Genomic DNA, 19,061 nt, shown 5'->3' on the forward strand with positions numbered 1-19,061 from the left:
TGTGGGTGGGGGGCAGGTGCCCGACCGTATGCCTGGGCTCATGCCGCGTGGGCCACGGGCCGATGGTCCTGGGGTGAAGTCTTCATGGCGCTCCTGCGGCGGTCCTGAAACCGTGGAACGGCGGCCACCATCAGGAGCAGGAGCAGCGAAAGACCGCCCACGAGCACGCCGATGCGAAGGCCCGGCGGGCTGAATTCACACACAAGGGTGACTGCCCGGCCGTCACCCTCCAGGGGGACGGCGACCAGGCCCAGGTAGGAGCCGGCGGGGCGGGCCTTTCCGCCGTCGGTGGCGCAGCTCCAGCCCGCGATGCGGGGCATGGCGAAGACGGCCGTTCCCCTCGTGCCCGGCGGGACGACCGCCCGTACGCCGCTGTCCGTGACGTGCACAGCGGTCGCGCCGCCCGCCCTGAGGCCGTCCACGGCGTCGGCCAGCCGGTCCCGGTCCAGGCAGCCGACGCTCAGGCGGGGGAGCCCGGTTGTCGGGCCTCCCTTGAGGGCGATCGAGACGCGGCCGTCGGCCGGTACGGTGCCCAGCGGCTGCACGGCCGCACGCCGCGCGGGGAGCCCGCCGCGTATGTCGGCCTCTGTACCGCCGCCTTGGAGGCGTGCTGTACCGAAGAAATCGGGTGCCCAGAGGAAGACTTCGCTGCCGGCCGGACAGGTGGCGGTCAGCGTCCCCGGCGACCGCAGTGCTGTGGCCGGGAGCGTATAGACGGACGCGCCCAGCAGCTTCTCCTGGTTACGGAAGGGCGAGACGCCGAAGCGCGGCTCCGTAGCGGGTGGGCGCACAGTGACCAGCTGCGGCACGGCGGCCCGCGTGACCGTCACCTTGCGGTCGTCCGGCCGCGCCCAGCGCTGGTGCTGATCGCGCGGCATGTGCACGCGAGCGCCGACGGAGAACAGGGCGTCCGTCACGGGACTGTCGACGCCCTGTACGGACCGGCCGTTGGACGTCCAGCCGGTGCCGAGCGCGGCCAGCGTGCGGGTGAGGACGTCGGGGGTGTGGCTGCTGTAGTACGACGCGCCCTGGCCGCCGACGGTCAGCGGGTCGTTGGCCGTGGTCTGTTCACGCCCCGGTTCCGTACGGAAGGCCGGCCACCCGTCCGCTTCTGCCACCGCGTCGGCCTGCGCCTCCTGCCGCGCGCCCCACGGCGCGTAGTCGTCGAGCCTGTTGAGGCGCTGCCGGTCGGCGTGAGCGGTGGTCACGGCGGCCTGCCCGACCTGCGCGCAGATCAGCAGCAGTGCGGCGGCCACGCCGAGCACCCGGCCCCGCCGGGCCAGCACCACCCCGCCCACCGCCGCTGCCACCCCGGCCGCGAAGAGCGGGTACGTCCAGGCGGTGATCCGGGGGCTTGTCACCGCGCCCAGGGCCATGAGCACGACCACGGCCGTCCCGCCGAGCAGCGCGCGCCGCCCCGGCCAGCCGTACGAGACCGAAAGCCAGGCCGCGATCACCAGGATCCCGCTGAGGACGAACGTCTGCCGGTAGGGGCTGCCGTTGGGCGTCGCGAAGACGTGCCACACCAGATGCGTCGGCCCCCACTGCATCGACAACGCAACCGCGACGGCCAGCAGGGTCCAGCCGACCCGCTCGCGCCGCCGCGCCGCCCGGTTGAACAGCAGCGTGCAGGCGAGCAACAGCGCGCCGGTGCCGACGAAGACGGCAGGCGTGAAGAAGCTGTACGTCGCCGGGAGAGCGCGGGCGAACACATCGCCCCACCCGGCGGGCGCGAAGTCCTTCGTCCAGCCGGGGTAGGCGTGCTTCGCCCCGAGGAAGACGACGGCCAGGACGGGGGCCGCGAGACCGATGCCGAGCAGCGTGGTGAGGGCGGCACGCAGCAGCGCCCGAACCCGTGCCCGTACGACAGGCTCCTCGGTCAGCAGCCGGAGCAGCAGAACGAGACCGGCCCCGAGGGTCGCCATGTACGCCGTGTAGAAGTTCGCGGTCCATGCGACGGCCACGACCACCGGACCCAGGACGCGATGGCTGCCCGTACGCGCCCACTCGCCCACCAGGCACAGCAGCGGGAAGGCGATCAGGCCGTCCATCCACATCGGGTTGTAGACGGCCTCGGTGACCGCCCATCCGCACAGCGCGTACGAGGACCCGAGCACCGCCGCGGCCCACCACCGGCTGCCGCCTTCGCGCAGGGCGAGCAGCAGGAGTGTCATGGCGGCGGCGGCCGCGGCCATCTTGAGCACCGTGACGACGTACACAGCGAGGTCGATCTCGTCGCGCGGGAAGAGTCCGACGAGCAGTGCGAAGGGACTGCTGACGTACGTGCCGATGTCGGGCAGGAAGCTCGTGCCGTACCCGGACTGCCAGTTGACCAGCACCCCGCCGTCCGCCCGCCCGTGCAGAAGGTCCCACAGACGGGCGTGGTACGGCACGAACTGGTTGCCGAGGTCGTTCACGCTGCGGGTGCGCGGGCCGAAGGGGTGGCTACGGGCGAGGGCGTCACCCGCGCACACGGCCACGGCGGTGATCAGCGCGGAGAGCGCCATGGCGCGGCCTCTGACCGAATCCGTAGTCGACATAATGATCGTTCTACTGTGTGTCATACCGAATAAGCCAGCATGTGAAGGCAAAAGAGATGTCAATGGCACTGGCTCCGGCTAAAAGCGGTCATAATCTGGCGAGTTCACTTATTGGATGCCCCAGCGTCACGTGGAGCGTCGACCTCCGTCATATCCGGGGGCTGTTCTTCGCTGACCGCCTGCCTCAACCGAGTGCCCACCGGGGAGAGCCGTGCTCATCTCAATTGTTGTGCCGTGCTTCAACGAAGAGGAGATCATCGGCCGCTTCCACCAGCGCGTGGCCGAGGAGCTCGGCAGCCTCGGCCACCCCGTCGAACTGGTCTATGTCGACGACGGAAGCAGCGACCGTACGCTCGCGATCCTCCAGGAGATCGCGGAATCGGGTCCGCGTACACGCTATGTCTCCTTCAGCCGGAACTTCGGCAAGGAGGCGGCGATGCTGGCAGGCCTGCGCAACGCGTCCGGCGACGCCGTCGTCATCATGGACGCCGACCTCCAGCACCCGCCGGAGCTGGTCCACCGCATGGTGGCACTGCACGAGCAGGGCTTCGACCAGGTCATTGCCCGGCGCACCAGGAAGGGCGACAGAGTCACGCGTACGCTTGCCGCCCGTGCGTACTACCGGCTCATCAACCGCCTGGTCGACGTCGAGCTCGTCGACGGCGTCGGCGACTTCCGCATGCTGTCGCGCCGCAGCGTCGACGCCGTACTCGAACTCACCGAGTACAACCGCTTCTCCAAAGGCCTGTTCGCCTGGGTCGGATTCTCCAAGGTCACCTTCGAGTGCGAGAATGCCGTCCGCGAGGAGGGCAGCACGAAATGGAGCTTCTCGAAGCTGCTCAACTACGGGCTCGACGGCCTTCTCTCATTCAATGACAAGCCGCTGCGGGCCGCGCTCTATCTCGGCCTGCTGCTGCTCGCCGTCGCAATGGCGTATTCGGCGTGGATTGTCGGTGACGCCGTCGTGAACGGAGTGGAAACCCCGGGATATGTGACGCTGCTCGTCGCCCTCACCGCGCTCGCCGGAGTACAGATGATGATGATCGGCGTCGTGGGCGAATACGTCGGCCGCATCTATTACGAGGTGAAAAGGCGCCCGCACTTCCTGGTGCAGGCGACGAATGTGGAGACAGCGGCCGCCGCGACCCAGCAGCGGCAGGGCAGGGAGCTCGTCCGCCGATGATCCGCCGTCAGCTGGTCAGGTTCGCCCTCGTGGGCGTGGTGAACACCGGCACGTACTACGCCTGCTACCTGCTGCTCCTGCCCTGGCTGCCGTACGTCGCCGCGCACGTCCTGGCCTTCGCCGTCAGCATGACCGGCTCCTTCTTCCTCAACTGCCGCTTCACCTACAACACGCGCCCCACCTGGCGGAAGTTCCTGCTCTTCCCGCTCACCAACGCCGCCAACTTCGTGATCACCACGAGCGGCGTCTACCTCCTGGTGGACGTCCTGCACTTCACCAGCACGTACGCCCCCCTGATCGCCGCGTCCGCCGCGATCCCGATCACTTTCGTGGTCTCCCGCACGATCATGCTCGGCGGTCCCTCCAGGGACTCCCGGGACAGCGCATCCCCGAACGCGAACGAATCGTTGGGCGAATCAGTGGCCCGGACCACTCCGACTGCCTAACATCGATCACCGCAAGGTCGTTCGTCGCACTTTCGTTGCTATGCCGCACGATCACCGCCGGGAGGCACCCTTTGCACCGCCGCCGTCGCACCGCGCTCTCCGTCTCCGCCGCGCTCCTCGTCGCGGCACCGTTCCTCGCCGCCTGCGGCAATGAGGCGCATCCAGGAGCGGCGGCCGTCGTGGGCGGCGGTCGTATCGACGTGGCCGCCCTCCAGGAGCAGGTCAAGGACGTACGCCAGGCCCAGCAGTCCTCCCCGCAGGCCGCCCAGCTGGTCGGCTCGACCGGGCAGCTCGGCCGCGCCAAGCTCTACGACCTGATCGTCGACCGGATCGTGCAGCGGGCCGCCGATGACGCCGGTGCGAGCGCGAGCCGCAAGGAGATCCAGACCGCGAAGGCGGACGCGGTGCGGCAGGCGGGCGGCGAGGAGCAGCTCGCCGCGATGTATCTCCAGCAGCGCGGCATCGCCCCGGACCAGATCGACAACGCCATCCGCAGGGACGTCCTGGTCGGCAAGCTCGCGGCGGCGATCGGCGCGACGAACACCCCCGCCGGCCAGAAGAAGGTGAACGAGGCGTTCATCGCGGCGTCGAAGGCACTGCGCATCAATGTGAACCCGCGCTACGGCACCTGGGACGACGAGAAGATGCAGCTCGGCGACTACAAGGCGCCGTGGATCACCCAGGTCACCAAGGAGGCGGCCGCCCCCGAGGGCGTGTAGCGGCGTTGTCACAGGGGCGAGGTACGTTCGAGAGGTGACCAGCGAAGCCTCCGCACCCGCACCCGCCGCCCCCGGCCGCATCGTCCTCCTCACCGCCAGCCACCGCGTCGCGCCCGGCCTGCTGTCCTGGCCCGCCTGGCAGACGCTGCGGGCCGCCGACCAGGTGCTGTGCGCCGACGCGGGCCACCCGCAGCTGCCGTACCTGCGCGAGGCGGGCATCACCGTCGAGCACGCGGCCCCGACCGCGCAGGAGCTGCTCGACGCGTGCGAGGGCGACTGCACGGTCGTCGTCATCCCCTCCGGCGAGGGCGACAAGGCCCTGACCGACGGCCTCGCCAGGCTGGCCGGGTCCGGTCGCGTCCAGATGCCCGACCTGGAGCTGCTCCCCGGCTCGTACGACCTGCCGGGCGCACGCCTGCTCGACCTGGTCCAGGTCATGGACCGCATCCGCCTCGAATGCCCGTGGTCGTCGCAGCAGACCCACAAGGGCCTCGCGAAGTACGGCATCGAGGAGGCGTACGAACTCGTCGAGGCCATCGAGGACGGCGACCGCGACGAACTCCGCGAGGAGCTCGGCGACGTACTCCTCCAGGTCGTCTTCCACGCGCGCATCGCGCAGGAGGACGAGGACGAGCCGTTCTCGATCGACGACGTAGCCGGCACGATCGTCGAGAAGCTGATCCACCGCCACCCGCACGTCTTCGGCGACGAGACCGCCGAGACGCCGGAGGAGGTCAAGGAGCACTGGCTCCGCACGAAGGCGGCCGAAAAGCAGCGCGACTCACTGACCGACGGCGTCCCCCTGGGCCAGCCGGGCCTGGCCCTGGCGGCAAAGCTGGCCTCCCGCGTACGAACGGCAGGCCTGGAAGTCCCACTCCCGACGGGCGAAGGAATCGGCTACGACCTTCTGGCCCTGGCGGTACAGGCGGAGGCGGCCGGCGTGGACCCGGAAGCGGCACTGCGCGCAGCGGGCCGGACATACCGCGACGCGATCCTCGCAACGGAGGCGGCGGGGCGGCGGTAGGCGCGGGGTCCAGGGCGGAGCCCCTTACGGCGGCAGCCGCAAAAGGTCACAGCGGGAAGGGGCAGGGGAGGGGACGGCCCAGCGCGGCGGGCACCGCCCGCAGCTACTGTCGACGCATGCCCGACCAGCACGCCTCCGCCCCCACCCCCGCGCTCTTCACCTGGGAGTTCGCCACCGACCCCTACCCCGCGTACGCCTGGCTGCGCGAGCACTCGCCCGTGCACCGGACCACACTGCCCAGCGGGGTCGACGCATGGCTGGTGACGCGGTACGGGGATGCCCGGCAGGCGCTGGCCGATCAGCGGCTTTCCAAGGATCCGGCTCACCACACCGGGTCCGCGCACGCCAAGCGCAAGACGGGCATTCCGGGTGAACGCAAGGCCGAGCTCATGACGCATCTGCTGAACATCGACCCGCCGGACCACACCCGGCTGCGGCGGCTGGTGTCGAAGGCGTTCACGCCACGCACGGTCGCCGAGTTCGCGCCGCGCGTGCAAGAGCTGACGGATCAGCTGATCGACGGCTTCGTGCAGAAGGGGAACGCCGACCTCATCCACGAGTTCGCCTTCCCGCTCCCCATCTATGCCATTTGCGACCTTCTCGGCGTACCGCGCGAGGACCAGGACGACTTCCGCGACTGGGCCGGGATGATGATCCGGCACGGCGGCGGTCCGCGCGGTGGCGTTGCCCGTTCGGTGAAGAAGATGCGCAACTACCTCGCCGAACTCATCCACCGTAAAAGGGAAGAACCGGGCGACGACCTCATCTCGGGCCTCATCCGCGCCAGCGACCACGGCGAGCACCTCACCGAGAACGAAGCCGCCGCGATGGCCTTCATTCTCCTCTTCGCCGGCTTCGAGACGACGGTCAACCTGATCGGAAACGGCGTGTACGCGCTCCTGCGCAATCCGGAGCAGCGCGAGCGGCTCCAGCGCGCACTCGCCGAGGGCGATACGCAGCTGCTCGCCACCGGAGTCGAGGAACTCCTGCGCTACGACGGGCCGGTGGAGCTCGCGACGTGGCGGTACGCCACCGAGTCGCTGACCCTCGGCGGCCAGGACATCGCGGCCGGCGACCCCGTACTCGTCGTACTCGCCGCCGCCGACCGCGACCCCGAGCGCTTCCGTGATCCGGACACGCTCGACCTCTCGCGCCGCGACAATCCGCACCTGGGGTACGGGCACGGCATCCATTACTGCCTCGGCGCGCCGCTGGCCCGGCTGGAAGGGCAGACGGCGATCTCGACGCTGCTTCGGCGCCTTCCCGACCTGCGACTTGCGGTGGAACCTGACGATTTGCGGTGGCGTGGGGGCCTCATTATGCGCGGACTGCGCACGCTTCCTGTGGAGTTCGGAACCGGGAAGAGTTGACGGTGCGTCAAGTATGAGACCTTCACGTGATCTCTGCTGCATCGACTTGTGACAAGCGTTCGAGTACGGCTACGTTCACCGTCAACTTCAGCCGTCACTCGAAAGGCAACCGCATGCGCTCCGGGAACGGTCGACACCGACGCCCGCGTCAGGCTCCAGCTCTCGTCGTCGCGGCAGGCGTCGCCGGCTCGGCCATCGCCATCCCGCTCCTCGGCGCGACCGGCGCGAACGCTGCCGAGACCACGACCTGGGACCGGGTCGCCGAGTGCGAGAGCGGAGGCATGTGGAGTGCCGACCTCGGCAACGGCTACTACGGCGGACTGCAGTTCTCGCAGGAGACCTGGGAGAGCAACGGTGGTACGGCGTACGCACCGCGCGCCGACCTCGCCAGCCGCTCCCAGCAGATCCAGATAGCGGAGAAGGTCCTGGCCGACCAGGGGCCGAAGGCGTGGCCCAGCTGCGCGACCATCTCCGGCCTGGTGGAGGGTGACGACACCCCGCCGGGCGACGGCGCGACCGCCGAGCCGGCGCCGTCGGAGACTTCGGACAGTCCGGACGCTTCGGAAGGGTCCGAGTCCCTTGAGGACATCGTGGGCTCCGACTCCGGAGCCGCCAAGACGAAGAAGGCCGACGAGGCCGACAAGGCCGACAAGGTTGAAGAGAGCGAGGAGCCTGCCGGGTCGGACGCCTCCGAGCCCGCCAAGCCCTCCGACGCCACCCCCGCGGGCGAGACCACTCCGCCCGCCCCCGAGAAGAGCGCCCCCTCGGGCAAGCACCGCGGCGAAGAAGCCCGCGAGGAGAACCGCACCGACGCCGCAGCGGGCAATTCAGGCAACAAGTATGAATCGGGCCGCCACGCCTCCCGAGGTGACGGATCGCCGCGCGACGCGGCCAACGCGACTAATGCCGACAAGGCAGGCAATGCGGGCGAAGGTGAGTACACCGTGCGAACCGGTGACAACCTCTGGTCCATCGCCGACGCGCACGACGTCCCCGGCGGCTGGCCCGCGCTCTACGAGGCCAACGAGAAGGCCATCGGGTCCGACGCGGACCTCATCCTTCCTGGCCAGAGCCTTGATCTGAGCTGAAAACAGGGGGAGTTCGGGCCGCTATGTCCCCATTGGAGCCAGTGAGACAAGGGTCTCTTTGCCTCAACTGGCGCGGTCGGTCCGGACACTCCACCCGTTTCGCCTCTGACCTGCGTGAATGCCGGTTATGCGAAGGCAAGTAGGGGCGATTTCTCCCCGATGTGCGTCTTTGAACATCGGGGAGTCATGTGTTTACGGTCGAACCGCTCGCCACCGCGGGCCCCGTCGACCGTCACGCCGAATCCTGCCGTCGGTCGGGGGAGTAGCTGACGCGTAAAGCGCCGTAGGCAGGAGCGGGGGACCCAGGTAAGTGCCGGGCCCGGCCGTCGAAAGACGCACCGGAACCGGCTTGGGGTGAAGCCGCGCGACAGATCGCACCAGGTCGCGCGGCCGGGCAACTCACATGGCCCGAACCCGACAGCTCACCTCGTAGGCGTCGGTGAGGAGATGTCGCATGCTGTTTTCCAGCAAGGCCAAGCACCGTCGCCCGTCCAAGGCCGTCCGGTTCGCCGCGTTCGCCGGCATCACCGGTGTCGCCGTCGCCGCCCCGCTGATGGGCGCCACGTCCGCCTCGGCCGCCACCGCCGCGGAGTGGGACAAGGTCGCGCAGTGCGAGTCCGGCGGCAACTGGTCCATCAACACCGGCAACGGCTACCACGGCGGCCTGCAGTTCTCGGCCTCCACCTGGGCCGCGTACGGCGGCACCGCGTACGCCGGCACCGCCGACCAGGCCTCCAAGGCGCAGCAGATCGAGATAGCCGAGAAGGTCCTGGCCGGCCAGGGCAAGGGCGCGTGGCCGAACTGCGGCGTGGGCCTGTCCGGCGCCGCGTACGACGGCGGCTCCGCCGAGCAGGCCCAGCCCAAGGCGGCCCAGCCCAAGGCGGCCCAGCCCAAGGCGGCCCAGGCCGAGCCCAAGGCCGAGCGCAGCTCCGGCGACACCCGGGCGGCCTCCCGCGACGAGGGCCGCAAGGCCGTCAAGAAGGGCGACGGCGAGTACAAGGTGAAGTCCGGCGACACCCTCGGCAAGATCGCCGAGGCGGAGGACGTCGAGGGCGGCTGGAAGAAGATCTTCGAGCTGAACCAGGACATCATCAGCGACGCCGACGTGATCTTCCCGGGCCAGCAGCTGCACCTCGGCTGAGCCTGACAACCCCACAGAGCTCCCCGGCCCGGCGCGTCTTCCCCCGTACGCGCCGGGCCGGGGTTTTGTCGTTACTGCCCAGTACGTCGCGACTTCCGGCCAGGAGTTTCGTACCGTCTTGCGGGTATTCGGGCGCCTTCTCGTCCCAGGGGGCGGGCCATCGGCCGACCGATGCTCCCGAGCCGGATAGGCTCTTGCCGCAAGGCCAATGCGACCCTGCACCCCTAGCGTCACATCCCAGAAGGAGATGCTCGTGCCGTCCATCGACGTCGTCGTAGCCCGGGAAATCCTGGACTCCCGAGGCAACCCCACGGTCGAGGTCGAGGTCGGCCTCGACGACGGCAGCACCGGTCGTGCTGCTGTTCCGTCCGGTGCCTCCACCGGAGCGTTCGAGGCCATTGAGCTCCGCGACGGTGACCCCGACCGCTATCAGGGCAAGGGTGTCGAGAAGGCCGTCCTCGCCGTCATCGAGCAGATCGGCCCGGAGCTCGTCGGCTACGACGCCACCGAGCAGCGCCTGATCGACCAGGCGATGTTCGACCTGGACGCCACCGAGAACAAGGCCTCCCTCGGCGCCAACGCCATCCTCGGCGTCTCCCTTGCCGTCGCGCACGCCGCCTCCGAGGCGTCCGACCTGCCGCTCTTCCGCTACCTCGGCGGCCCGAACGCGCACCTGCTGCCCGTTCCGATGATGAACATCCTCAACGGTGGGTCGCACGCCGACTCCAACGTCGACATCCAGGAGTTCATGATCGCGCCGATCGGCGCCGAGTCGTTCTCCGAGGCCCTGCGCTGGGGCACGGAGGTCTACCACACCCTCAAGTCCGTCCTGAAGACCAAGGGCCTGTCCACCGGCCTCGGCGACGAGGGCGGCTTCGCCCCGAACCTGGACTCCAACCGCGCCGCGCTCGACCTCATCCTCGAGGCCATCCAGCAGGCCGGTTACATCCCGGGCGAGCAGATCGCGCTCGCGCTCGACGTCGCCGCGTCCGAGTTCTACAAGGACGGCGCGTACGAGTTCGAGGGCAAGTCCCGCTCGGCCGCCGAGATGACGGAGTACTACGAGGAGCTCGTGGCGGCGTACCCGCTCGTCTCCATCGAGGACCCGCTCTTCGAGGACGACTGGGCCGGCTGGAAGGTCCTCACCGACAAGCTGGGCACCAAGGTCCAGATCGTCGGCGACGACCTCTTCGTCACCAACCCGGAGCGCCTGGCGCGCGGCATCGAGGAAGGCGCCGCCAACTCGCTGCTCGTGAAGGTCAACCAGATCGGTTCGCTGACCGAGACCCTGGACGCCGTCGAGCTGGCCCAGCGCAACGGCTTCAAGTGCATGATGTCGCACCGCTCCGGTGAGACCGAGGACGTCACCATCGCCGACCTCGCCGTCGCCACCAACTGCGGTCAGATCAAGACCGGCGCCCCGGCCCGCTCCGAGCGCGTCGCCAAGTACAACCAGCTGCTGCGCATCGAGGAGATCCTCGACGACGCGGCGGTGTACGCGGGCCGCAGCGCGTTCCCCCGCTTCAAGGGATAAGCGCGGCAAGGGTTAAGCACAGCAAGGGCTGAAGACCCCAGCCTCCCTACGTCCCCGCCCACGGTCCCGTACCGTGTGCGGGGACGTACGCGCGTATAAGGGGAGGCGGGAGACATGGCCGCGAAGAACCGGGACCGGTTCTCCACTGCGACCAGGCTGCGGCTGCTCGGTGAGCAGACCGCCGCCCGCGTCTACCGTTCCCAGACCCGCCGTCAGGCCCGCCGCTCCCGGCTCACCGGCCGGGCGGCGCTGCTCGTCCTGGTGCTCTGCTCGCTCATCGTGGCGCTCGCCTATCCGATGCGTCAGTACGTGTCGCAGCGCGGCGAGATCGCCGACGAGCAGCGGAAGATGCAGGAGGCCGGCGCCCGGGTCGAGCAGCTGCGCGACGAGAAGGCCCGGCTCAAGGACGACGCGTACATCGAGCGCCTGGCCCGTGAGCACCTCCATCTCGTACGCCCCGGCGAGACGGGCTTCACGGTCTTCGACCCGGACGCGCGCGACAAGCGCCGCGACGACCAGGGCGCCGCGGACCGTCCCTGGTACTCCAACCTCTGGGACGGCGTCGACAACGCCGACCGCCCGGACCAGCAGTAGTAATCAGCAAGCAGTAATCAGTACGTGGTAATCAGTAAGCCAACACAACACGAAGGCACGAACGCACGCATGGACGCCGCACCCCCGACCACCCCGCGCACCGAGCCCACCGAGGTGGACATCGCCGCGTTCAAGCTGCAGCTGGGCCGCCCGCCGCGCGGCCTGCGCGCCATCGCGCACCGCTGCCCGTGCGGACAGCCTGACGTGGTCGAGACGGCCCCGCGTCTGGAGGACGGCACGCCGTTCCCGACGCTCTACTACCTCACCTGCCCCCGTGCGGCCGGCGCCATCGGCACCCTTGAGGGCTCGGGCCTGATGAAGGAGATGCAGGACCGGCTCGCCGACGACCCGGAGCTGGCCGCCGCCTACCGCGCGGCCCACGAGGACTACATCCAGCGCCGCGACGCGATCGAGGTGCTCCAGGGCTTCCCGAGCGCGGGCGGCATGCCGGACCGCGTGAAGTGCCTGCACGTCCTGGTCGGCCACTCGCTGGCGGCCGGGCCCGGGGTGAACCCGTTCGGCGACGAAGCGCTCGCGCTGCTGCCCGAGTGGTGGGCGAAGGGCCCGTGCGTGACGCCGTGCGCCGACAAGACTGGCCAGGAGGACGACAAGTGACCCGTGTTGCCGCCATCGACTGCGGTACGAACTCCATCCGGCTGCTCGTTGCCGACGCCGACCCCGGGACGGGCGAGATCGTCGATCTCGACCGGCGCATGGAGATCGTGCGCCTCGGCCAGGACGTCGACCGCACCGGCCGCCTCGCCCCGGAAGCGCTGGAGCGTACCTTCGCCGCCTGCCACCAGTACGCCGATGTCATCAAGGCGCACGGCGCCGAGAAGATCCGCTTCGTGGCGACCTCCGCATCGCGCGACGCCGAGAACCGCGAGGAATTCGTCCGCGGCGTCGTCGACATCCTCGGCGTCGAGCCCGAGGTGATCACCGGTGACCAGGAGGCCGAGTTCTCCTTCACCGGCGCCACCAAGGAGCTCGCGGGCCGCGCCGACCTGCCCAGGCCCTACCTGGTGGTGGACATCGGCGGCGGCTCCACGGAGTTCGTCGTGGGCGACGACCACGTACGGGCCGCCCGCTCCGTCGACATCGGCTGCGTACGGATGACCGAGCGCCACCTCATGCGGGACGGGGTCGTCTCCGACCCGCCCACCCTCGGCCAGATCACCGCCATACGAGCCGACATCCGCGCCGCGCTCGACCTCGCGGAGGAGACGGTGCCGCTCCGCGAGGCGCACACCCTGGTCGGGCTCGCGGGTTCGGTGACGACCGTGGGCGCCATCGCGCTGGGGCTCCACGCGTACGACTCGGCGCTGATCCACCACTCGCGTGTCACGTACGAGTCGGTCAAGCGGATCACCGGCGAGCTGCTCATCTCGACGCACGCAGAGCGGGCCGCGATCCCCGTCATGCACCCCGGCCGGGTGGATGTCATCGCGGCCGGAGCGCTCGTACTGCTGGAGATCATGGAGCGGACCGGGGCCTCGGAGGTCCTCGTCAGCGAGCACGACATTCTTGATGGAATCGGCTGGTCCATCGCCTGAGAGGCACCCGCCGACGAACTTCGTGAAGTTCTTCACAAGGAATTGGGGTCTCTGGGCCCCCGATCTGCCCCCTGCGGGGCGGTCGGGGGCCCAACTCGCGCCCTGCGGTCCCATTTCGGACCGTTCCGGACGCGTCACGTCCGGGTGGCCCGGGGCAGTGGTCCAGCCCCGGATATAGGCCGAGGGGCCAGCTCACGGGGGGTTTTCAACGTGCCGCCCTACACCCTGGTTCCCCCGCCGCGCCATGACCTGTGTCACGTGGGCGGCGGAGTGTAGCAGAGGGCCCCAAGGAGCTTGTGAAGGGGCTCACGAGCCACCCCCTTCGATGGGGTGGATACTCGATGGCATGAGCACCACGGAGCGTCCCAGGATCCTCGTAGTAGGCGGTGGGTACGTAGGCCTGTACGCAGCACGACGCATTCTCAAGAAGATGCGTTATGCGGAAGCGACCGTCACGGTCGTCGACCCGCGCTCGTACATGACGTACCAGCCCTTCCTCCCCGAAGCTGCCGCCGGCAGCATCTCGCCGAGGCACGTCGTCGTACCGCTGCGACGCGTCCTGCCCAAGGCCGAGGTGCTCACCGGTCGGGTCACGACCATCGATCAGGACCGCAAGGTCGCCACGGTTGCGCCGCTCGTCGGCGAGGCCTACGAGCTGCCCTTCGACTACCTGGTCATCGCGCTCGGCGCGGTCTCCCGCACCTTCCCGATCCCCGGCCTGGCCGAACAGGGCATCGGTATGAAGGGCGTCGAGGAGGCCATCGGCCTGCGCAACCACGTTCTTGAGCAGCTGGACAAGGCCGACTCCACGACCGACGAGGACGTCCGCCGCAAGGCGCTCACCTTCGTCTTCGTCGGCGGTGGCTTCGCGGGTGCGGAGACCATCGGCGAGGTCGAGGACATGGCCCGCGACGCCGCGAAGTACTACACGAGCGTCAAGCGCGAAGACATGCGCTTCCTGCTCGTCGACGTGGCCGACAAGATCCTTCCCGAGGTCGGGCCGAAGCTCGGCGCGTACGGCAAGGAGCACCTGGAGAGCCGCGGCGTCGAGGTCTACCTCAAGACCGGCATGGACTCCTGCGTCGACGGTCACGTGGTGCTCAACAACGGCCTCGAAGTCGACTCCAACACCATCGTGTGGACCGCCGGTGTGAAGCCGAACCCGGCGCTGGCCCGCTACGGCCTGCCGCTCGGCCCCCGCGGCCACGTGGACACCGCCGCCACCCTCCAGGTGCAGGGCAGCGACTACATCTGGGCCGCGGGCGACAACGCCCAGGTCCCGGACATGGCCGCCCGCGCGGCCGGCGTCGAGAACGCCTGGTGCCCGCCGAACGCCCAGCACGCGCTCCGTCAGGCGAAGGTCCTCGGCGACAACGTGATCTCCGGCATGAGGGGCTTCCCCCAGAAGGAGTACAGCCACGCCAACAAGGGTGCGGTCGCCGGTCTCGGCCTGCACAAGGGCGTCGCGATGATCGTCATGGGCAAGGTGAAGATCAAGCTCAAGGGCCGTCTCGCCTGGTACATGCACCGTGGCTACCACGGCATGGCCGTCCCGACCTGGAACCGCAAGATCCGCGTCCTCGCCGACTGGACCCTCGCGATGTTCCTCAAGCGCGAGGTCGTCTCGCTCGGCGCCATGGAGACTCCCCGCGAGGAGTTCTACGAGGCCGCCAAGCCGGCGCCGGCTCCGGCCGCCAAGGCTGCCGCGCCCGCCGGTGGCGAGAAGGCCAAGGCCTCCTAGTACAGCCAGTACGTCGCAGCCCGAGGGGGCCGCCCGCCATCCGTGGTGCGGGCGGCCCCTTCGGCGTTCCCGCACTTCCGGGTACCCGGTACCCGGTACCGGGATGTTGCGGGGTGGCGCCCGGTGTTATGTGGAATGAATGTCGCCAAGGCATCCGGGCTCCACTGTCACGGAGGTGTGCACCATGGCCGACGCCGCCCTGCGGCTGACCACGCTTGCCGAGGAACTCCTCGGGCAACCACTACCGGTCCGCATCCGGGCCTGGGACGGCAGCGAGTCCGGCCCGCCCGACGCGCCGACCCTCGTCATCCACCACCGCCGTGCCCTGCGCCGCCTGCTCTGGAAGCCCGGCGAACTCGGCCTCGCCCGGGCCTGGGTGGCGGGCGAGATCTCGGTACGGGGCGACCTGTACGAGGCCCTGGACCACATCGCCGGGCTGCTCTGGGACCGCGGCGCCGAGACCAAGTCCCCCATCCATCCCGTACGCGACCCCCGCCTGCGCGCCGCCGCCTGCGGCATGGTCGGCCTGGTGGGCCTGTGGCCGCCGCCTCCCCCGCCCCGCGAAGAGGTCAGACGGCGCAGCGGCCCGCTGCACACCAGGCGCCGCGACAAGGAAGCGATCAGCCACCACTACGACGTGGGCAACGACTTCTATGCCCTGGTGCTCGGCCCGTCGATGGTCTACTCGTGCGCGTACTTCGACGATTCCGTTGAGGGGCTGACACTCGAAGAGGCCCAGCGCGGCAAGCTCGACCTGATCAGCCGCAAGCTCGGCCTCAGGGAGGGCGTCCGGCTGCTCGACGTCGGGTGCGGCTGGGGCTCCATGGCCATCCACGCGGCGCGCGAGTACGGCGCCCAGGTCACCGGTGTCACGCTCTCCACCGAGCAGGCGGCGTTCGCCCGCAAGCGCATCGCCGAGGAGGGCCTGACCGACCGCATCGAGATCCGGGTGCAGGACTACCGGGACGTCAGGGACGGTCCGTACGACGCGATCTCGTCGATCGGCATGGCCGAGCACGTCGGCTCGGCGCTCTACCGGGAGTACGCCGGCACGCTGTTCTCGCTGCTCAAGCCGGGCGGCCGGCTGCTCAACCACCAGATCGCCCGCCGCCCCGAACCGGACGAAGAGGCGTACCACGTCGACGAGTTCATCGACGCGTACGTCTTCCCCGACGGGGAGCTCGCCCCGGTCGGCCGTACCGTCGCCACGCTGGAGGAGGCCGGCTTCGAGGTGCGCGACGTCGAGTCGCTCCGCGAGCACTACGCCCTGACACTGCGCCAGTGGGTCTCCAACCTGGAGGACAACTGGGCGGCGGCGGTACGGGCGACCTCGCAGGGGCGGGCCCGCGTCTGGCAGCTCTACATGGCGGCCTCCGCGCTCTCCTTCGAGCACAACAAGATCGGCGTCAACCAGGTGCTCGCCGTGCGGTCGGGGGAGGGCGGCACGTCCGGCATGCCGTTGCGATCGCGTGACTGGAGGAATTCCGGGGGTCGTTGATACACCCGGCGAACAGACGGCGAAGGGCCGACCCCCCGTGGGCCGGCCCTTCGCCGTCTGCGTACCGCTCCACTCCGTCGGCTACTCCGCCTTGATCGCCGCCAGCGGGTTCAGCCGCGCCGCGCTGCGCGCCGGCCACATGGCGGCGAGCACACCCACGAGGGCGGCGATGGCGAGGAAGACCCCGATCCGGGCGAACGGGATTTCCATGACGTACGTCTTCACCGACTCGCTGATGCCACTGCCCGCGGCCCAGCCCAGGAAGATCCCGAGGCCGATGCCGAGCGCCGCGCCGAACAGCGAGATGATGACCGACTCCAGTCGCACCATCTGCTTGACCTTCGACCGGTCGAGGCCGATCGCCCGCAGCATCCCGATCTCGTGCTTGCGCTCGAACACCGACATGGCCAGCGTGTTGATGACACCGAGCACCGCGATCAGGACGGCCATCGCCAGCAGGCCGTACATCATGTTGAGAATGAGGTTGATGGCGCCGCCGACCTCGTCGCTGATGTCCTGCTTGTCCTGGATCTTGATGGCGGGGTTCTCGCCGAGAGCCTTGACGATGGAGTCCTCGGCCCGGTCGGAGGGACCGTTCTTCATCTTGAGCAGGACCTGCTCGTCGGCGGTCTTCTCCAGGTGCGGGTCGACCACGGCGGTCGGCGTGAAGAGCCCGTTGAGCATGTCGTTCTCGCGGTAGACGCCGGTGACCTTCAGCTCGGCCGTCTTGCCGTCGTCGAACTTCACCGAGGTGGTGTCGCCCGCCTTCAGGCCCTTCCGGTCGGCGGTGTCGTGATCCATGATCGTCGAGTTGCCGGTCAGGCCGTCCAGCGAGCCGCTGGTGAAGTCGAGGTTCAGCAGCTCGCCGATGTGCTTCTGGTCGACGCCGGCGATCCTCGTGAACGTACCGTCGGCCTCTCCGTAGGCGACGCGCATCGGGCTGCTCGCCTCGACGTCGGGGAGGGCCGCCAGCTTCTTGTTCACCTCGGGCGACAGCGGCTGGTAGTTGGCCATGGAGACGGTGTAGTCGGACTTCAGGGAGTCCGCCGCCATCTTGTTGATCGCGGTCTGCATGGAGGTCGCGATCACCGTCATCGCCGTGATGAGGGTGAGGCCGATCATCAGCGCGGCAGCGGTGGAGGCTGTACGGCGCGGATTGCGCAGCGAGTTCTGCCGGGCCAGCTTGCCGGTGACTCCGAACGGCTTCAGGAGCGGAGTGGCGGCGGCGATGAACGGGCGGGAGAGCAGCGGCGTGAGCACGATGACGCCGATGAGCATCAGCCCGGCGCCCAGCGCCATGTACGGCATGCCGTCCTTGCCGGCGGAGACGCCCATGAAGAGGGCGCCGAGACCGAGGGCGGCGATGACCGACCCGATGGTGTTGCGTACGACCAGACCGCGCACGGTCGGGGTGGCGTGCACGCTGTTCATCGCGGCGACCGGCGGGATCTTCGCGGCGCGGCGGCCCGGCAGCCACGCGGCGAGCATGGTGACGACCACACCGATGACGAGCGCGACGACGCCGGTCATCGGGGCGATGACCAGGGGGCCTTCCGGCAGCGAGGCGCCGATGGAGTTGACCAGGGACCGCAGGCCGACCGCCACGCCGATGCCCAGGGCGAAACCGGTCACCGCGGCGATGAGGCCGACGAGGAACGCCTCGGTCAGTACGGAACGCGTCACCTGGCGGCGGGAGGCGCCGATGGCGCGCATCAGCGCCAGTTCCTTGGTGCGCTGGGCGACCAGCATCGTGAAGGTGTTGGCGATGATGAAGATGCCGACGAAGAGCGAGATGGCGGCGAAGTAGAGCAGCGTCTGGCTCAGCGCGCTGGTCTGCTCGGCGATCATCCGGTCCTGGTCGTCGGCGAGCGTGTCACCGGTGACGGCCAGGGTGTCCTTCGGAAGGATCTTCTCGGCCGCGCTCTTGAGGGCGGCCTGGGAGGTGCCGGCGGCCGCCTTGATGTCGATCTGGTCGTACTCGGTCTTGCCGAGCATCTTGCGCGCGGTGTCGTTGTCGAACAGCACCAGGCTGCCGCCGGCCACCACGTTGCCGTTGGAGGTGTCGAAGATGCCGCTGACCCGCTGCTCCGTCACCGGTCCGTCGGTGGACAGCCGGGCGGTGTCGCCGACCTTGTAGCCGGTGCGCCCGGCGGTGCGGCTGTCGAGCGCGATCTCACCGGCCTTGCGCGGTGCGTGCCCGGCGGTGAAGTCGTAACGGGAGTCCTTGCCGTCGGCGCCGGGGTAGAAGTTGGCGCCCGTGGTGCCCCAGTTCTGGCCTACGAGCTTGCCGTTCTTGTCGGCGAGCGCCGTGAAACCGGACATGTCGCCGATGACGGAGGAGGCGCCGGGAAGGTCCTGAGCCTTCTTCAGCAGGGCGTCGGTCAGCAGGGGTTGCTGCTTGGCTCCCTGGCCTGCCTCGCCGGAGGGCTCGGAGGAGCGGTCGGGCTGGATGGCGACCGACACATGGTCGAAGCTCTTCGCCGACTTGTTCTTGTAGGCGTTGCCGATGGTGTCGGAGAAGACGAGAGTGCCGGACACGAAGGCCACGCCGAGCATGACCGCGAGCACGGTCATCAGCAGTCGGGCCTTGTGCGCGAGCACATTGCGCAGGGCGGTACGGAACATGTTTC

Annotated in this window: 15 protein-coding genes and 1 riboswitch; of the genes, 13 read left to right on the forward strand and 2 right to left on the reverse strand. The window is 69.4% G+C overall.

Annotation, left to right across the window (positions count from 1 at the left end):
• Positions 1-38: 38 nt before the first annotated feature.
• The gene (locus tag J7I98_RS06745) at positions 39-2,540 is read right to left on the reverse strand and encodes a YfhO family protein (RefSeq protein WP_214919640.1); all 2,502 of its coding nucleotides are present in this window, start codon (positions 2,538-2,540) and stop codon (positions 39-41) included.
• A gap of 211 nt (positions 2,541-2,751) precedes the next feature.
• Between J7I98_RS06745 and J7I98_RS06750 the strand changes: the two genes are divergently transcribed.
• The 13 genes from J7I98_RS06750 to J7I98_RS06810 all read left to right on the forward strand — a co-directional run bounded on the left by J7I98_RS06750 (position 2,752) and on the right by J7I98_RS06810 (position 16,431).
• Positions 2,752-3,723 carry a glycosyltransferase family 2 protein gene (locus J7I98_RS06750; RefSeq protein WP_214919641.1) on the forward strand — a complete coding sequence of 324 codons (972 nt, stop codon included), beginning with the start codon at positions 2,752-2,754 and terminating at the stop codon, positions 3,721-3,723.
• Complete coding sequence (locus J7I98_RS06755) at positions 3,720-4,169, forward strand: GtrA family protein (RefSeq protein ID WP_214919642.1); 450 nt, start codon at positions 3,720-3,722, stop codon at positions 4,167-4,169. The genes J7I98_RS06750 and J7I98_RS06755 overlap by 4 nt, the downstream gene beginning before the upstream one ends.
• Positions 4,170-4,240: 71 nt before the next feature.
• Positions 4,241-4,888, forward strand: a complete 648-nt coding sequence (locus J7I98_RS06760; protein WP_214919643.1) for a SurA N-terminal domain-containing protein — start codon at positions 4,241-4,243, stop codon at positions 4,886-4,888.
• A 34-nt stretch (positions 4,889-4,922) separates the two neighbouring features.
• The gene (locus J7I98_RS06765) at positions 4,923-5,912 is read left to right on the forward strand and encodes a nucleoside triphosphate pyrophosphohydrolase (protein ID WP_214919644.1); all 990 of its coding nucleotides are present in this window, start codon (positions 4,923-4,925) and stop codon (positions 5,910-5,912) included.
• A 116-nt stretch (positions 5,913-6,028) separates the two neighbouring features.
• Positions 6,029-7,282 carry a cytochrome P450 gene (locus tag J7I98_RS06770; protein WP_214919645.1) on the forward strand — a complete coding sequence of 418 codons (1,254 nt, stop codon included), beginning with the start codon at positions 6,029-6,031 and terminating at the stop codon, positions 7,280-7,282.
• Between the two features lie 113 nt (positions 7,283-7,395).
• Positions 7,396-8,370, forward strand: a complete 975-nt coding sequence (locus J7I98_RS06775; protein WP_214919646.1) for a transglycosylase family protein — start codon at positions 7,396-7,398, stop codon at positions 8,368-8,370.
• A gap of 269 nt (positions 8,371-8,639) precedes the next feature.
• Positions 8,640-8,821: riboswitch (cyclic di-AMP (ydaO/yuaA leader) on the forward strand.
• A gap of 3 nt (positions 8,822-8,824) precedes the next feature.
• Positions 8,825-9,511 carry a transglycosylase family protein gene (locus J7I98_RS06780; protein ID WP_214919647.1) on the forward strand — a complete coding sequence of 229 codons (687 nt, stop codon included), beginning with the start codon at positions 8,825-8,827 and terminating at the stop codon, positions 9,509-9,511.
• Positions 9,512-9,758: 247 nt separating this feature from the next.
• A complete protein-coding gene (eno, locus tag J7I98_RS06785; protein WP_214919648.1) occupies positions 9,759-11,045 on the forward strand; it encodes a phosphopyruvate hydratase in 1,287 nt (428 codons plus the stop codon).
• 114 nt (positions 11,046-11,159) lie between these two features.
• Entirely contained in the window at positions 11,160-11,639 is a 480-nt protein-coding gene (locus J7I98_RS06790) for a septum formation initiator family protein (protein ID WP_214919649.1), read from the forward strand.
• 69 nt (positions 11,640-11,708) lie between these two features.
• On the forward strand, positions 11,709-12,254 hold the full coding sequence (locus J7I98_RS06795) for a DUF501 domain-containing protein (protein WP_214919650.1): 546 nt from the start codon (positions 11,709-11,711) through the stop codon (positions 12,252-12,254).
• Complete coding sequence (locus J7I98_RS06800) at positions 12,251-13,192, forward strand: Ppx/GppA phosphatase family protein (protein WP_214919651.1); 942 nt, start codon at positions 12,251-12,253, stop codon at positions 13,190-13,192. Before J7I98_RS06795 ends, J7I98_RS06800 begins: the two co-directional genes overlap by 4 nt.
• A 346-nt stretch (positions 13,193-13,538) precedes the next feature.
• Positions 13,539-14,933: an NAD(P)/FAD-dependent oxidoreductase gene (locus J7I98_RS06805; protein ID WP_214919652.1), complete on the forward strand. Its 1,395-nt coding sequence runs from the start codon at positions 13,539-13,541 to the stop codon at positions 14,931-14,933.
• 184 nt (positions 14,934-15,117) lie between these two features.
• On the forward strand, positions 15,118-16,431 hold the full coding sequence (locus J7I98_RS06810) for a cyclopropane-fatty-acyl-phospholipid synthase family protein (protein WP_214919653.1): 1,314 nt from the start codon (positions 15,118-15,120) through the stop codon (positions 16,429-16,431).
• An 81-nt stretch (positions 16,432-16,512) separates the two neighbouring features.
• On the opposite strand, the gene J7I98_RS06815 is transcribed toward J7I98_RS06810, so the two are convergent.
• Entirely contained in the window at positions 16,513-19,056 is a 2,544-nt protein-coding gene (locus tag J7I98_RS06815) for an ABC transporter permease (protein ID WP_214919654.1), read from the reverse strand.
• Positions 19,057-19,061: the final 5 nt, after the last annotated feature.

It is taken from the genome of Streptomyces sp. ISL-98, assembly GCF_018614055.1.
GTDB classification, from domain to species: Bacteria; Actinomycetota; Actinomycetes; order Streptomycetales; family Streptomycetaceae; genus Streptomyces; species Streptomyces spiramyceticus.

Excerpts from the sequence above, each read along its gene's own strand:
- J7I98_RS06770 (WP_214919645.1), top strand. The coding sequence starts at position 6,029 with ATGCCCGACCAGCACGCCTCCGCCCCCACCCCCGCGCTCTTCACCTGG.
- J7I98_RS06775 (WP_214919646.1), top strand. The coding sequence starts at position 7,396 with ATGCGCTCCGGGAACGGTCGACACCGACGCCCGCGTCAGGCTCCAGCT.
- J7I98_RS06755 (WP_214919642.1), top strand. The coding sequence starts at position 3,720 with ATGATCCGCCGTCAGCTGGTCAGGTTCGCCCTCGTGGGCGTGGTGAAC.
- eno (WP_214919648.1), top strand. The coding sequence starts at position 9,759 with ATGCTCGTGCCGTCCATCGACGTCGTCGTAGCCCGGGAAATCCTGGAC.
- J7I98_RS06815 (WP_214919654.1), bottom strand. The coding sequence starts at position 19,056 with ATGTTCCGTACCGCCCTGCGCAATGTGCTCGCGCACAAGGCCCGACTG.
- J7I98_RS06780 (WP_214919647.1), top strand. The coding sequence starts at position 8,825 with ATGCTGTTTTCCAGCAAGGCCAAGCACCGTCGCCCGTCCAAGGCCGTC.
- J7I98_RS06810 (WP_214919653.1), top strand. The coding sequence starts at position 15,118 with ATGGCCGACGCCGCCCTGCGGCTGACCACGCTTGCCGAGGAACTCCTC.
- J7I98_RS06795 (WP_214919650.1), top strand. The coding sequence starts at position 11,709 with ATGGACGCCGCACCCCCGACCACCCCGCGCACCGAGCCCACCGAGGTG.
- J7I98_RS06745 (WP_214919640.1), bottom strand. The coding sequence starts at position 2,540 with ATGTCGACTACGGATTCGGTCAGAGGCCGCGCCATGGCGCTCTCCGCG.
- J7I98_RS06790 (WP_214919649.1), top strand. The coding sequence starts at position 11,160 with ATGGCCGCGAAGAACCGGGACCGGTTCTCCACTGCGACCAGGCTGCGG.
- J7I98_RS06805 (WP_214919652.1), top strand. The coding sequence starts at position 13,539 with ATGAGCACCACGGAGCGTCCCAGGATCCTCGTAGTAGGCGGTGGGTAC.